Below are 14,957 nucleotides of genomic sequence, written 5' to 3'. Positions count from 1 at the left end.
AGTCCCAACTATGATTTCCTGTTTGCTGCTCAGAATTGGCACCCACACATCCAATCAACATGGAGTTGAACACTCATAAAACATCCCTCCCCCCCTTGGGGAAGAAGGTGCCCGCTGGGCGGATGAGGGTGTTATAAATTGACCTCCACCCTGCCTATCGGAAGATGGGATTTTATGCCAACCGCTGAGCTTAATAGCCTAGCCTAACCATAAACCGAATCTACAAAGTCACTGTTCCTCCAACCAAGCGAATCTCCGACTTCATTGCTGCCGAAACCCGATCGCCTGGTAATACAATTCCCACTAAATTCAAAGGATCTACTGATGAAATGATTTGCGGCATCTCATCCACTTCTTCATTTCGCATCGCCCGCAAAGAGTCTACAGCATAAGGTAAAGCAAATTGTTCGCCTAAAAATCCATCAACAAAACGACCACCTCGTACTTCACCACGTAATTCAAGGCGTCTCAAGAAAATCAATAAATCACGCCAACGTGGAATATTTTTCTCGCGCACAAGCAAATCACGAAATACCACTCCATATCGCTTCAATAACATCCGACATGCGGCTTCCACTCGTTTTTCTTGATCTGCTTGCGCATGCACATGCAATAAAGACCAACGTCCCGTACTCAGTGGAAACAACGGTCTCCGTCGATGTCGGCTGCTGTATTTACGTTTTGTACTAATCAGGGTGCGTACATTATCAAAACTGTCTGCTGTGACCATACCCGCTGCTACCAATTCCCATAAACCATTTTCTACTTCTACTTTCAGATTTCCCGTACCACGCACGATATCCGCGTAAAAGGAAGCACCGTATTTTTGTAAAAATTGGTAAATATTGCGTGCAGGATGGCTTAAGCTCTCCACCTCTTCGATATTATCAACAAGTGCATGTGGTGGAATCCAATCGGCTTCCTCTCGCACAAAAAACGTAATCGGTGCATTTCGACTAGGGGATAAACGTCTTGATTTCTTCGTTTCTTCGTCCCCAACGGCTATCGAAGGATGAGGGGACACACGCCCCCAACCGACAAGACCACTCATACACAGTTTATCTAACATCAACAGATCATAATCGTGTACTCGTGCAGGAAAGATATCCGATTCCCATGCATTAGCCGCAAGCTCAAAGCCTTGAAGTTGCTTGATCACCTCCAACAGTCCACTCTCTCCACGTAATTGATTTCCTTTTGCCACATGTTGCCATTTGAGTAACCAGGCCATAAATTGAGCTCGAGTAACGGGTTTAATCTGTTTACGTAACGATTCTGTAGTGTAACGATGGATCCGTGCTAACAAACGCCGTTCACACCATTCGATATCACCAGCACACTCTGCTCGAAAGCTCCCACGCAATAGATAACCACTCGCTTCCAATTTTAATAGGGCATGTTCGACATCCAAGGGTGAAAGTTGCAAACAATCAGCGAGTGTCTTTTGAGTGATTGGTCCTGTATGCGCAAGCCAGCCACGAATTGCTTTCAAGATACCCTCGTCTTGTGTGCATGACTTTTCCTCAATATCAACCATTTCGTTGCTAAATAGTGCTTGTGGAAAAATACAGTGAAAAGTCTTCTTTTTTTCAGCAGGGACATAATAATTTTTGCCTGTAACCGTAGCTAATACCGCTCGTCCTTCGAGTTGCAATTCAATAAAATATTTTTTCCAAATGGGTAATGTTGCTTGATACTCAGATAAGTGAATCATTTCGGGAAAAACAATCACTGTTTGCAGTACATCATGTAATTCATCTGCAGAGCGGATATCTGGCCAAGCGTGTTCCTGAACTTCGGTGACCGCTTTGGGGTCTAGCTTACCTACTTCTTCCAACAATGCTTCAGGGAGTACACGACGCATTTCTACTGCTCGTGAACGTCGCTCCTCTAAAGGGGCATCATCTAAAAATGCATAAGGATTAGCATTTAAAATTTCATGAGAAAATACAGAAGGTACTGGAGTATCAACCGCGAGACACTTAATGTGTTTGGATTCAATAGCATCGATCACTTCCGTTAAGCCATCAATGTCTAAAGCTTCTGTTAGAATATCTTTCATGGTCTCTTCGATAAGGGGATGTTCAGGCAACACTACATCCCGCCCCCCCAAATTATCCTGACATGCTGCTGCATCTGGAAATACAGCCGCCAACAAATCATCCGCCAACATCCGTTGAATGTTGGGAGGCGTTTTTTTACCGCCACGAAAACGTAATAGTGACAAGGATCGTGAAGCGACAGCACGAAAGCGCACACCTAATAAAGGGGATTGCAACACCGCTTGGGTAACAACGTCTTTTAAGGTATTAGTATGTAAAAAATGAAAAACATCCGACAAAGGAAAGCTGTGTTGTTCTGCCAAAGAGATATTTAATCCATTATCAGTAGCCGCGGCTTGCAATTCAAAATTAAATGAGCGGCAAAATTTCTTGCGTAAAGCCAATCCCCAAGCCTTATTGATACGGGCTCCAAAAGGCGCATGGATGATTAGTTGCATGCCGCCGCTTTCATCAAAAAAACGTTCTGCAATGACTGTTTTTTGTGTCGGAACCGCACCGAGAATTTGCCGTCCTAAACGGACATACTCTAATAATTGTTCTGCAGCGCAATCATCTAAGCCACAATGACTCATCAACCATTGAATGGCAGTCTTAATTTCAGGGTGATGCTTTATATCAACAATTGGTGGACTTTTTTCTGGCAACAATTTACTAATTTTTTCACGCATATGCGAAACGTGTTGTGATAGTTCAATGCTTCGTGCGGGAGCTTCACCAAGCCAAAAAGGCACGCTAGGCGGTGCACCATGAGCATCTTCCACGAGCACACGCCCATTCTCAATACGAAGTATTTTCCAGGAATTCGTACCTAATAAAAAAATATCACCGCGACTACTCTCTACAGCAAAGTCTTCATCCAAAGTGCCTACCATAGCATTATCAGGCATTGCAATAACAGTAAACAAACCATTATCCGGGATGGCGCCCCCACTGGTAATCGCTGCCAGTCGACTACCGCGCCGTGCCTTAATCATGTGATTCACTTGGTCTCTATGAATATATGCGCCATAGCGTCCTCGTGATCCGGAAACTCCCTCAGACAACATCGTAAGAAGTTCATCAAACTTTTCCCATGTTAGATGGTGATAAGGGTAAGCCTTTTTAAAATAGCGAAAGAGTAAGTTCTCTTCCCAATCTTGGGTGGCACATGCGGCCACGATTTGCTGCGCTAAAATATCTAAAGGCTCTTGCGGGATAATCAACTGATCCAAATCACCTTGGCGTATTGCATAAACCAGAGCAGCACATTCTAATAATTCATCACGTGTTGTGGCAAAAATACGTCCTTTAGAAATGGCTGCATGCCAGTGCCCTGCTCTACCGATTCGTTGCAATGCGGTAGCAATAGCACGTGGTGATCCAATTTGACACACCAAATCAATGCTTCCAATATCAATTCCCAACTCCAAAGACGCGGTGGCAACTAATACTTGGAGTTCGCCTTTTTTTAATTTTGTTTCTGCTTCCAGCCTTAGTTTTCGCGATAGGCTCCCATGATGGGCCAAAACCTTATGCTCGCCTAAACGTTGTTCCAAATGATGGGCAACCCGCTCCGCCAATTTTCGAGTGTTTACAAATACTAAAGTGGAACGATTTTCACCGGCATAAGTGGCGATTTTGTCGTATAGTTCATCCCACATCTCATTAGAGGCAACAGCGGTTAACTCACTTTCAGGAACAACAACTTGCAAATCTAATTGGCGTGCATGTCCTATATTGACTAATTTCACACTGGACTTTTTAGCACCAGTTAAAAAATGCGCTACCGTTTCTAAAGGTTTTTGAGTAGCAGACAATCCAATCCGAACGAATGGTTTAAGGGTAAGTGCTTCCAAGCGCTCGAGAGATAACGCCAAATGCGCACCTCGTTTGTTATTTGCTAAAGCATGAATTTCATCGACAATCACTGTATGGATACCCGCTAAATTAACACGACTTTTTTCTGCAGTGAGTAAAATATAAAAAGACTCCGGTGTAGTGATTAAAATATGTGGTGGCTGCTTGAGCATTTTTTGACGTTCACTGGTTGGAGTATCTCCTGTTCTCACAGCCACACGAATTTCAGGTAAATAAATACCACGCTCTTTGGCTAATTCAGTAATTTCCTGAAGGGGTACAAGTAAGTTTTTTTGCACGTCATTACTCAGTGCTTTAAGCGGTGAAACGTATAAAATCTCGGTTAGATCCTGCAAACTTCCTGATATTGCCTTACGTACTAAACCATCTAAGCACGCTAAAAATGCGGCCAGAGTTTTTCCTGAACCCGTAGGCGAGGAAATCAGGGTATCATTTCCTGATAAAATAAAGGGCCATCCCTGCTCTTGCGGTTCTGTGGGTTCACCTACTTTTTGGATAAACCATTCCTGTACGAGCGGATGTGCCCAAGTGAGGCTTTGATGCTTTGTCGAACTCATGAAATTAATGATAAATGGGCAAATTCAATACATAGTATAGGCGATCTTACTGCCGTATAGCAGTATCCTTTTTTGAGATTCTCCGCTCAGTCTCGTTATTCCGAGTGCAGCGAGGGATCTCCACCCTGAGGCACAATTTAGATAGTTGTCCCCCTAATTATTATTCAGCCGCAACAAGAATTTGTTCGATTTCCTTATTTTTAAATACAACATGTCGATGCAAACCTACAGCAATTACTACTGGCGCTAACTCATTCATTGCCTTAATTGCCTCTTCTTTTTGCTTGTCTGTGCTGTTTGGATGCTCAAAAATATCGGCATTCGCTAAAAACGCCGCAATTGTTCCTTTCCTTACGCTTTTGCCATCGATTAATGCAGTATCCACTCCATCCGGCAATATATCTTCAGGACGAATTGAAAGATGATTTGACATACTTTTCTCCTATCTCTTATAGGATTACCAACCGGTTCTTAGGTGTAACGTAATCTCATGCTCTCATCTATTTCAGATTCATCAGATCCTGGTTGTACCGGCTTTATAGTTTTCCTTAATTCCTCCATTAATTTGGTTTGCTTGGTAGCCCATAATGAGGATCCCACATGAATTTTCTTGTACTCCGAAATAATATTTTCAACATTTTTTTTGGTTTTTTGTATTATCTCAGAATCGAAATTAGTTTTATCCATTTCTGCTTGCTTGGCTAATCCAAGTCCCAGCTCTAAAGTATCTTCGGTTCTATTATAATTTATACCTGCTTGCAAATATTTTTCTAACATGGAGCATGCTCTGCTTATTAATTGAATAATGAAGCATATTTTAGCATTGTTTGCTCATTAGCAAAACCAAGTCCAGGTCAGCAAACCTACAAAAAAATCTGCGCATCGTAGCTCATAAGCTGACCGTATGTTCAAGACAATGGAAACAGTCCCTAATCAATAGAAAACAATTGCAGCCTATTTAAAATTACCACACAATCCCAGTTTAAACCTTCATCGACTTTAGCTTATTAGGTAAAAAAATGATTATTATAGTTTGTGGCACTTCATCTTCAGGCAAATCAACACTATGTCATGAATTACAAAGTAGGCTTGGTGATGGCTGGCTCAGCTTTATTACTGATGGGTATTTGGGCATGCTGGGGGATAAATTTGCGGGGCTCCATCCTGATAATCCGCAAGTTTGTATTCCCAATGATATCTGCTATGCGCACCAATATGCCGATGGAACCTACGAAATCATCCCTGGGGCATTGTGTTCCAAACTCTATTTAACCATACCGAATGTCCTGAAGCTTCTTGCCGAACAAGGCTTCAATATTATTGTAGATTCCTTTATTACTACTATTGATGAATTTAAAAGTTATAAAGAGATTTTAGAAAGTTATGGCGTGTTATTTGTTTATCTTGATGCTTCTGAGGCAACGATTGCGCAAAGAGAAGCAGCCAGGGGCGATCGATTAAAAGGATCAGCACTTCATTGGTTAAAGCGATTCGATTTTCAGGAGCATTGTGATTTGTGTATTAATACTGAAGAAATGAATACTCAACAAATTGGTGATGAGGTTTTTCGGGCCTTAGAAACCCGTATTACGCTACGCTAATACGGGCTACAGTATGATAATTTACGATATTATTACGTTTTTTTTACACCTATTGGACTATAAGCCAGTGTTTAGACTATATAAAATCACCACACCCAATTCAAAGATGTTTGCCTAAGCATTTATGAACAATTATGTCGAACGAATTATCCCTGTTCCGGGTTTTACACTTGCTTTAAAAATTTGGCATCCCGAAAAACCCAACCCTGTTTTGTGTTTGCATGGCAAACTGGATAATGCGGCAAGCTTTGATTTCTTGGCACCATTGCTGCCTGACAGACAGCTTGTTGCGGTGGATTATCCAGGTACCGGATTTTCCAGCCATTATCCTCCGGGGGTTATGCCGCATTGGAAAAATGATGCCTTGTTGATGTTCCATCTCATCAAAGCATTAAAATGGGAGCATTTTGATATCATTGCCCATTCATTAGGCTCTTTGCTGGCCACAACCATTGCGATTGCCCAACCTGAGCGCGTGGGAAAGTTGATATTTCTTGATATTTTGGGACCCAAGGTCAATTTTATTGAGCACGCGATAACAAACTTACAAAACGATGCAGCACATTATTTATCCTATAACCCCCAACAAAGAACGCTGTTTACTGATCGTATTGCTGCCATCCACGATCGGATGAAGATTGGTTCCATTAGTTATCAAGCCGCTGAAGCTTTAGTTGAGCGCGGTACCGTAAAAAATAAAGAGGGCTGGCATTGGACTTTTGATAAACGTTTGCATTGCGTCGCGTCGACCCTTCCATTTGAGGATGAACTAAGAGCGATGTTGCAAGCGATTAAAGCGCCATTGTGTCTCATTCGCGCCAAACAGGGGGTACCTTATCCTGAAGAAATTTTTCAAGCAAGAATGCGCGCCATAGAAAATTGTACGCTTTATGAGGTTGACGGGGGGCATCATGTACATATGGATAAACCGGGGCCTGTAGCCAAGGCAATTGATTGTTTTTTAATCCATTAGATTATTTAAAAACCTTTAAATGCTCTTTTTTTGAAAAAAACTGTTATTTTAAGATCTGTTTGTGCTAAAGTGAGCTACCTTTTCTTGGCAATAACGAAAGATAAAATTTTTAATGTAAAGTAATGAGGTGAAAACATGGCATTTTTTAAGTGGAATTGGGGTGAAAAAAAAGTAGCTCAAGCGAGGGCAGGATTAAAAAAAGCTTTTTCAGAGAAGCCCAAAGTATATACTTCAATTGATGATTTAAGGATTGAATTAAAAGCTGAAGCAGAAGAAAACCATTCTAAAGACATCATCAATGCGTTACTACAACTCAATGCTAGGTTAGATGAAATACAGCAAACCTTCAACGCAAACACCAAGCAACCGATGAATATCTTCGAATACGCGTTTTGCTGTCGAGAATTTGCTGAAGAATGCCGAACAACTATCTTAAGTTACGAGCCAACCTTAATGGCAGCTCCTGGCATTTGGAATAAGCTCAAAGCATACATCAATGCCATCGTGGAATATATTGGGTTTCAGCCATTATGTGAACCGGAGAAAAGCACACTTGGCTTAAAAGAGGATTTTAGACAACAATTTAACACTACAAAAAGCGCTCTCACGCCCAAAAAGTCTCCTAGCGATTCTGAGGATGACCCATGCAGCTGCTTCTCAATGAAACTCTAAGATAAAAAATTTTACTTGTAGCTTGAGAGCAGCGAAATGGAATTCAACCCGGGAATTATATGGACTTACCCCGGGTTACGGCTTCGCTTAATCCAGGCTACGAGTAAATCACTTCCTTATTTTATAATCTCTATTTTTAAATTCTTATCCTAATCGAACAGTGCTAATATAGGGGAATTAAAAAATTTCAAAAGGAATTGTCTTATGCGCGATGTATTTGAAATAAACCCCACTCAGCTCAGCCAACTCATTTTTTAGGAGTGATCCCATGAGCCGCATCGTTCTTTTTACATCCGGATTAATTATCATATGGATAGTCGGCTACTTTCTCATTGTAGGCAGCCACGTGCTGATTCCTTTGGTCATTGCAGTTTTTATTTGGAATCTTCTCAATACTATCAGTAACATCATTCAGCAAATACCCAGGTTAGGCGCCCTTCTGCCCAATTGGCTCAGTATGATTTTTGCATTCACAATCGTTGCTGTTTTAGTTTTTGTTTTTATTAATATCATTACCAATAATGTTAATAATGTCATCGCAGCTTCAAGTCGCTATCAAGAACATTTATTAACCATTTCTAATGACATTGATCGAAAATTTCATATTGAACTGTTAGCAAGTATTAACGGCATGATCAAAACCCTAAATCTGCAAACCATTATTGTTAATGTTTATGGAGTGTTCACTACTTTAGCAAGTTCAACAGTACTCATTTTATTGTATGTGGCGTTTTTGTTTGTGGAGCAGCATTTTTTCCTAAAAAAAATCGATGCGTTGTTCCCTACATTAGAAGGACGTCTGCTGATTAACAACATCATTAATCACATTGTAAATAACACGCAGACCTATCTGGGGTTGAAATCCATTTTGAGCATTAGCACCGCCATTGCCAGCTGGATCATTATGAAGTGGGTTGGATTAGATTTCGCAGAATTTTGGGCTCTGCTTATCTTTTTCCTGAATTTTATTCCCAATATTGGCGCGATTATCGCTATTGCGTTCCCAGCCTCACTTGCAATTGTGCAATTTACTGGATGGATTGCTTTTACTGAAATCATCATGGGCTTAGGCGCAGTTCAATTTATTGTCGGGAATTTGATTGAGCCACGCTTCTTAAGTAATTCATTGAATCTAAGTCCCTTAGTAATCTTAATTGCATTAGCAGTTTGGGGTGCGATATGGGGCATATTAGGCATGTTTCTCTCAGTGCCTATTACTGTAATGATGATGATTATCTTTGCTCATTTTGAAAAAACCCGCCCTATAGCAATTCTTTTATCTCGAGATGGGGACGTCTTTAAAACGTATGAACTGTTACCTATGGAAAATTTACCTGAACAAGATTGGATTCAATATTAGGAGATTTCCCTTCTCCCCTAGGGGAAGGTGCCCTTTAGGGCGGATAAGGGCATAACTGAGTGCCCCTCACCGTACTCCTCCCTAAATCATGAGGGAGGAGAATTTTTAAACGAGCTGCAATAAGAAAACCTTTACTTGCTATGAGTTTCCCAAAATGCGATGTGAGCACCTGTAGGATCTTTAATAATTGCAAAACTACCCATATCGCCTACCTGGGTGACTCCTTTTACCTCATGAGCTCCATTTTGCTTTGATTTTGCCAGAGTATCTGCAACATTATTCACCAGAATATAAGCCATCCAATGTGGGGGTATTTCTTTTTGTTGATTTGCAGGAATTTGCCACATACCACCAACATCCTTATCTTTGGTTTGTATCAGGGTATAAGTCATCGTCTCGTCAGAATGGATTTCTTTAAATTGCCAGCCTAGTACTTTGCTATAAAACTCTTTCGCCTTGTGCATATCCGCAGTAGCTAACTCATTCCAACAGAATTGTCCCATAGAATTTTCTGACATGATTCATTCCTTTTATGATTAGAGGTGTTTGAATAATAGCTTATAATATCAAAAGATGTTAGAAAGTATGAGCTAAAAAACAAACAACAAGAAAGTTATCGCCTCATAAGAAATTGAATGACTATTAAAGCGATTATTATCAATAAGGGAGCCAAGAGAGATAAATTTCCTCTATTAAGCGGTTTGCTTCCCGTGTTCACATTAACCGCCAGGCTGTTTAAGTTAGTTGAATCATAAAAAGTATCTTTATCGACAATAATTGCCTGTGGCGGCAATTGTTCTGTTTCAGTTTGAGTACGGTTGGTCTTCTTAACGGCAGTACCTATGGCCAGAAACTCAATTAAGCCATTCCCTAATTGATACACATAGGTTTTAACCCCCACTACATCATCTGCCCCTATGGCCTGTGCTTCTTCATTGATAATTGCCAAGGCATTTTCACGGGCTTGATAAATCAAACGCGTCAGCTCATTAATTTCTCCACGGACAAATGCTTTAATTGCCGAGGTAATTCCACCTACTAATCCCAGAGAATAAACCGATGTGCCCAAAAGTAACTTCATAGGAGCGTAACCTAAACGCGCCATATTCCACATTTCAATATTCGTCATGTCACTAGTAACTACATCATTATCCATAGCCGTGATTAATTGCGGATTTTGCGAAGCAGTGCCTATCATCAGCATTTCACTAACCCCACCAAACGGCAAAACGGTTGTCTTAATACCCAGTACTGCATTTGCTTTATATTGTCGCGCATGGGCGATAATACGATTTAAGGCCAAGTGCCTGGTTTTATTGAAAATATCAGAGTACTCCTTGATTTCACCGCGAGCCAACGTTTTTAAACTGCCAATTATCCCTCGACCTAAGCCCATAGAATAGGCTACATTGCCAAAAGCAAAACAAATTGGTTTGTACCCGGCATCAAGCTGGGCATACAATTCCTGCCCATCTGCTGAAGTTGAAAACTTGTTCTTATCTGCTCCGCTGTCAGCATAAATCACCGAACCTATTGATAAAAATTCAATATTGGCTCCATGCATTATTAATTGGCTGGTGACTCCAGTGATTCCTGTTGCATTTTCCCTAGCAGCCTCCTCTAACATTCGTTTATATGCGGTTTCCCTACCCTCTTCTATAAGTGAAGTAATCTGCGTTAACTCACCACCTAATATCGCTTTAAAACCAGAACCGACACTGCCTATAACTCCCAAAGAATGAACACTATTTCCAACAACTATAGCTCCAGGGGAGTAGTTTTTAAGCTGTAAACAATATATTTCATTTCCAGATAATCCTGTGGTAACAGCCATAATCTATTCCTTAAAATTATATTTTTATATACATAGTTTAGATGGTATTTTTGTAATAGATATCAGGTATTCGTCATCGGGCTGACGTGGAAATATAAATAAATCCTAAACTGTTATAAAAATCTCTGAATGCACGGAATAGTTTTTTATTGCATATTTAATGGAGTAAATGAGTTTTGAAAAGTACATTAATTAAAATTGTTTTTTGCATTCTTAGTGCAACTCCACTCACTGCAGTTGCCGATAATGATATTTGTTCTGATATATTAAATGTTATAAGCTCGCCGAGTAATGTAAATAGCCCTTGTCCCCCACCATTTAAAAAGGTATTCATTGAATTAAACTACATTGATCAGCAACTACCTGATCATGCTGGTATCCAACAAAATGTTCCGAATGCAGATATTCGCATTGGTTTACCAGCAAATAATGAATTTTTTGTTTTTCCACCCAACTACATTGACCAAAAAAGTTTTCCTGGAACAGGTACTACCGACACGCGCTTTGGTTTAAAACACACAATCAGCTCCAAAAAAAATTGGGTCTTCGCGCTGCAAGGAATTGCCGATACGCCAACAGGGAGTGCTGCTTATGGCAGCAATCACTGGGGTATAACGTTCAATGGTATTGCATACTATGAAATTAATGATCAATTTAGCATTACCGGACAACTTGGAGTAAGCAGACTCAGTGATCCTAAACTGAGTGGAGGCAATTACTTTAACACAATTAATCCTGATGTTTCTCTAGGTTTCTCACCGAATTCCAGGACTTCCCTTTATATAGAACTATACGGTCAAAGTAAAATTAGCGCGACTCAAGGTGCTGGCTACAACTTTGATGGGGGAATCCTATTTCTTGTTTTTCCCAATACCATATTGAATCTTAGTGGAGGCCAACAGTTATACAATTATTTAGGTAGTTTTACGCATTATGTTAACGTGGGTATTGCTGTAATGTTGTAGGGATGTTTACACCTCTACTATCTTGGCCAAACTGCTCTGATTTTCTGCGCTCTGATACTCACATACTCGATCTATGCTGCGCTTCGGTACTCGATAGGCGGATCATTTTGGCTCAAGCTAGCGAATTGTAAAACAGACCTAGTTGTAAGCAAATTCCAAAGTGGTTTGTTCCAATTCTTCCTGATTTAAAAGACGATAAATATCTTGAGGCGTATCGTTCTTAGCATTAAGCTGTTTTTGATACACATCGTATAATCGATAAGCCACATAGAGACAGGTTAAACCCAAAGCAACTGGCCAAGATGCTGCGGCTGCAGTGATGATAAAAGCGATTCCTCCCACATTAAATGCTAAGGTTTTCCAAAATTCAAGACAATTTTTGTCGCATTCAGCATTCAATTTTTGTAACAGTTGGTGATGATGTTCATCCTCTAAAACTGCACCATTTGCCAATTCACGCCGTACCGCAATTAAAGTTTTTTGATATTTTTTGTATTCTTCCGCAGTATTATACATGGCATTACCCAGCAAACTAAACAATGCAAGTCCTGCCAAAGCCAGTGGGCCTGTGCATAACAAACTGATGGCAAAACAGGTAGCAATTAAATTTGCAGCAAGAATGTTGATTGCAAAATAGGTGCATTGCGCCTCCCATTCGTCATTTAACACATCGATTTGTCGTTGAATCACCGCGCGTTCAAAAGGGGTTGCATCTCTTAGTTGCGCCTCTAACTCATGTAAACGATTCTGATATTGGCTGGCTTCGAAAAGCCATTGGGCTAAATATAAAAGCGTGTCAAAGGTTAGAAATGCAAGGGTGATTACTGAAGCAGCTGATTCTGCAATGTGAAAAAACTGATTATAGGTAGTAAGTAACCCTACTACAGCCCACACCAAATCACTCGCCATAGTAAAGCCACGCTTTTCCAGTTCTTGCTGCAATACTTTTTTTGTTGATAATTCATCACTTATTGCAGACTCAATAATATGTTTCATCACAAGAATCATATTGATAAGAAAACGAAGTGCGTAGAGAAAAATACCCAAATCCGTAATGGCTTCACGAGATTTATTTAAAAAATTCATCCCTTCGATAAAGCTGTACTGATTACCAAGTAATTTATTAATATCTTGAATTATTTCAGAAAAAGAACTTTTTTGAAGATAAATAATTGCATAATTTGCGAAACCGCGACTATAAGAAAATTGGGACCGGAAAGTATTGATATTGCCGAAATATTTGCGCAATTTAGAAATACTGGTGAACGAAGACAAATTCGACCTTATTTTCTCTACTATAAACTCAGGGAGACCATCAATCGATTTTTGTTTTTGCGCAGGGACTCCCTTATAAAGTGTTTCGAGTTCTTTACGAAGTTTTTTAAATTTCTCCAAATCAGAACCAACATAATCCAATTGGTAATAAGAAATCAACAAATCGCACAGGAAGCACAAATAAAGCACGGTAAAATTCTCTTCATTCCAAAGAGATTTATTCGAGGCAACTATTTGATATAACGATGAAAGTTCATACTTTAATCGATCCAAATTAAAATCATCTTCTTTAAAAGAAAAATCAATTTTTTTAAATGAATTATTAAAAAAAGTATGTTTTATGAGACTTATTTTTGTTTTTCCCATAAAAAGTCATTCAGGTGAAGTGAGATGAATGGCTCAATTGTACTACGAGTTACCAAAAACAGCTTAAAACAATAATGTTAAGTTTCTGAAAAAAAAAGTTAAAAAATGGAAAAAATGCTGCAAATTCGAAATCAAGGAAAAAAATTTAAGAACAGAAGTACCCCCTTTTTTTTCTAAAAACTAATTGATACACTCACTCCCCAAATGTCCATAAATCCGAGATATAAAGTTGATTCTTGATGCAAGTAATTCATCTGATTTTAACGAAATGAATTCATCAAAAAAAGAGAAAGTAGTTATTATCATTCCAACCTATAATGAAGCGTCAGTTATTCAAACGACAATAGAACAAGTTTTTGCATCGGTAGAAACAACAGCGCGGTATGAAATACATATTTTAATTTTTGATAGTGACTCTACAGATAACACCCAACAAATCGTTGCTGCATTACAAAATAATTATTCAAATTTACATTTATGCAACGAACCAACAAAATCGGGGCTTGGCTCTGCTTATTTGCAAGCCATGAATTATGCTTTAACCTCTCTGGATGCTGATATTATTTTTGAATTTGATGCAGATCTTTCCCATCAGCCCAAGTATATTCTCCCTATGCTGGACATGTTGCAAACCTGTGATTGTGTATTAGGCAGCCGTTATGTAAAAGGCGGTAGCATTCCTAAGGATTGGGAATTACATCGCAAGTTATTCTCTATCTTGGGTAATTATGTGGCTAGAGCCGTTCTTACCCCTAAGTATAAGGATTTTACCAGCGGTTTTCGGGCTACTCGACGACAACAGCTTTTAAAAATTCTACCGCGAAGCTTCCTGACGAATCATTATGCGTATAAAATTCAACTGCTATGGCTTTTGCATAAAAACAAAGCAAAAATTCGTGAATATCCCATTGATTTTATAGATCGAAATGAAGGATACAGCAAATTACCTAAAAACAGCATTGTTGATTCACTACGCGTTGTTTTCACACTAAGATATCATGAAATCAAACGCTATTTAAAAATGTGCCTTGTCGGCTCTTTGGGTATCGCAGTACAATTTGTTACTTATAATATACTGCGTGAATATTTTCAATTTTCTCCTTTTCAAGCCTCACAAATTGCAGTATGTGCAGCAATCATTAATAATTTCATTTTGAATAATAAAATTACATTTGGTAACAAAAATAAAACAGCTTGGTCGTTAAAATTAAAACGTCTGCTCCTATTTACCCTCTATTCAGTTTTTATTATTAACCTGCAAAGTTTTTGGCTGCGGTTTGGTATCCTTTGTTTTGGTGAGGGACCCTTGCGAGAAAATATCATCATGGGTGCAGGCATAGGTTTAATGTCCCTATTAAATTACTATGCTTATTCTCGTCATATATGGGCAGAAAAATTGGTTCATAGTCATTAAAGGTAGCGCTGTTCATGTTT

General features: G+C 39.4%; 12 protein-coding genes. 6 read left to right on the top strand and 6 right to left on the bottom strand.

Annotated elements, in window-relative coordinates; genetic code table 11:
- Positions 1-220: 220 nt before the first annotated feature.
- From EL022_RS07520 to EL022_RS07510, 3 genes are all read right to left on the bottom strand, one after another.
- Positions 221-4,477, bottom strand: coding sequence for a DEAD/DEAH box helicase (locus EL022_RS07520; protein WP_028382284.1), 4,257 nt, complete (start codon positions 4,475-4,477; stop codon positions 221-223).
- Positions 4,478-4,637: 160 nt separating this feature from the next.
- Positions 4,638-4,910 (bottom strand): hypothetical protein, encoded by a 273-nt coding sequence (locus EL022_RS07515; RefSeq protein WP_028382285.1) that lies wholly within the window; start codon positions 4,908-4,910, stop codon positions 4,638-4,640.
- Positions 4,911-4,948: 38 nt separating this feature from the next.
- Entirely contained in the window at positions 4,949-5,254 is a 306-nt protein-coding gene (locus tag EL022_RS07510) for a hypothetical protein (protein ID WP_028382286.1), read from the bottom strand.
- 242 nt (positions 5,255-5,496) lie between these two features.
- On the opposite strand from EL022_RS07510, the gene EL022_RS07505 reads away from it, so the two are divergent.
- From EL022_RS07505 to EL022_RS07490, 4 genes are all read left to right on the top strand, one after another.
- Entirely contained in the window at positions 5,497-6,078 is a 582-nt protein-coding gene (locus tag EL022_RS07505) for a phosphotransferase-like protein (RefSeq protein WP_058387500.1), read from the top strand.
- Between the two features lie 124 nt (positions 6,079-6,202).
- Complete coding sequence (locus EL022_RS07500; protein WP_028382288.1) at positions 6,203-7,051, top strand: alpha/beta fold hydrolase; 849 nt, start codon at positions 6,203-6,205, stop codon at positions 7,049-7,051.
- Between the two features lie 135 nt (positions 7,052-7,186).
- Positions 7,187-7,723 carry a hypothetical protein gene (locus tag EL022_RS07495; protein WP_126325150.1) on the top strand — a complete coding sequence of 179 codons (537 nt, stop codon included), beginning with the start codon at positions 7,187-7,189 and terminating at the stop codon, positions 7,721-7,723.
- Positions 7,724-7,991: 268 nt separating this feature from the next.
- A complete protein-coding gene (locus EL022_RS07490) occupies positions 7,992-9,083 on the top strand; it encodes an AI-2E family transporter (RefSeq protein WP_028382290.1) in 1,092 nt (363 codons plus the stop codon).
- A gap of 131 nt (positions 9,084-9,214) precedes the next feature.
- Here EL022_RS07490 and EL022_RS07485 read toward each other — a convergent pair whose 3' ends face one another.
- The gene (locus EL022_RS07485; RefSeq protein WP_028382291.1) at positions 9,215-9,601 is read right to left on the bottom strand and encodes a VOC family protein; all 387 of its coding nucleotides are present in this window, start codon (positions 9,599-9,601) and stop codon (positions 9,215-9,217) included.
- Between the two features lie 95 nt (positions 9,602-9,696).
- Complete coding sequence (locus EL022_RS07480; RefSeq protein WP_028382292.1) at positions 9,697-10,917, bottom strand: heavy metal-binding domain-containing protein; 1,221 nt, start codon at positions 10,915-10,917, stop codon at positions 9,697-9,699.
- 176 nt (positions 10,918-11,093) lie between these two features.
- On the opposite strand from EL022_RS07480, the gene EL022_RS07475 reads away from it, so the two are divergent.
- On the top strand, positions 11,094-11,882 hold the full coding sequence (locus EL022_RS07475) for a transporter (RefSeq protein ID WP_028382293.1): 789 nt from the start codon (positions 11,094-11,096) through the stop codon (positions 11,880-11,882).
- A gap of 138 nt (positions 11,883-12,020) precedes the next feature.
- Here the strand turns inward: EL022_RS07475 and EL022_RS07470 are convergent, their stop codons facing one another.
- The gene (locus EL022_RS07470) at positions 12,021-13,523 is read right to left on the bottom strand and encodes a hypothetical protein (RefSeq protein WP_028382294.1); all 1,503 of its coding nucleotides are present in this window, start codon (positions 13,521-13,523) and stop codon (positions 12,021-12,023) included.
- Between the two features lie 229 nt (positions 13,524-13,752).
- Between EL022_RS07470 and EL022_RS07465 the strand changes: the two genes are divergently transcribed.
- A complete protein-coding gene (locus tag EL022_RS07465; RefSeq protein WP_028382295.1) occupies positions 13,753-14,937 on the top strand; it encodes a glycosyltransferase family 2 protein in 1,185 nt (394 codons plus the stop codon).
- Positions 14,938-14,957: the final 20 nt, after the last annotated feature.

The sequence above is a fragment of the Legionella cherrii genome (assembly GCF_900635815.1).
Classification (GTDB): Bacteria; Pseudomonadota; Gammaproteobacteria; order Legionellales; family Legionellaceae; genus Legionella; species Legionella cherrii.
The sequence above is the reverse complement of the archived record's forward strand: the minus strand, read 5'-3'. Positions and strand labels throughout refer to the sequence as shown.

Coding starts and splice junctions, on each gene's coding strand:
- EL022_RS07520 (WP_028382284.1), bottom strand. CDS start 4,477: ATGAGTTCGACAAAGCATCAAAGCCTCACTTGGGCACATCCGCTCGTA.
- EL022_RS07515 (WP_028382285.1), bottom strand. CDS start 4,910: ATGTCAAATCATCTTTCAATTCGTCCTGAAGATATATTGCCGGATGGA.
- EL022_RS07510 (WP_028382286.1), bottom strand. CDS start 5,254: ATGTTAGAAAAATATTTGCAAGCAGGTATAAATTATAATAGAACCGAA.
- EL022_RS07505 (WP_058387500.1), top strand. CDS start 5,497: ATGATTATTATAGTTTGTGGCACTTCATCTTCAGGCAAATCAACACTA.
- EL022_RS07500 (WP_028382288.1), top strand. CDS start 6,203: ATGAACAATTATGTCGAACGAATTATCCCTGTTCCGGGTTTTACACTT.
- EL022_RS07495 (WP_126325150.1), top strand. CDS start 7,187: ATGGCATTTTTTAAGTGGAATTGGGGTGAAAAAAAAGTAGCTCAAGCG.
- EL022_RS07490 (WP_028382290.1), top strand. CDS start 7,992: ATGAGCCGCATCGTTCTTTTTACATCCGGATTAATTATCATATGGATA.
- EL022_RS07485 (WP_028382291.1), bottom strand. CDS start 9,601: ATGTCAGAAAATTCTATGGGACAATTCTGTTGGAATGAGTTAGCTACT.
- EL022_RS07480 (WP_028382292.1), bottom strand. CDS start 10,917: ATGGCTGTTACCACAGGATTATCTGGAAATGAAATATATTGTTTACAG.
- EL022_RS07470 (WP_028382294.1), bottom strand. CDS start 13,523: ATGGGAAAAACAAAAATAAGTCTCATAAAACATACTTTTTTTAATAAT.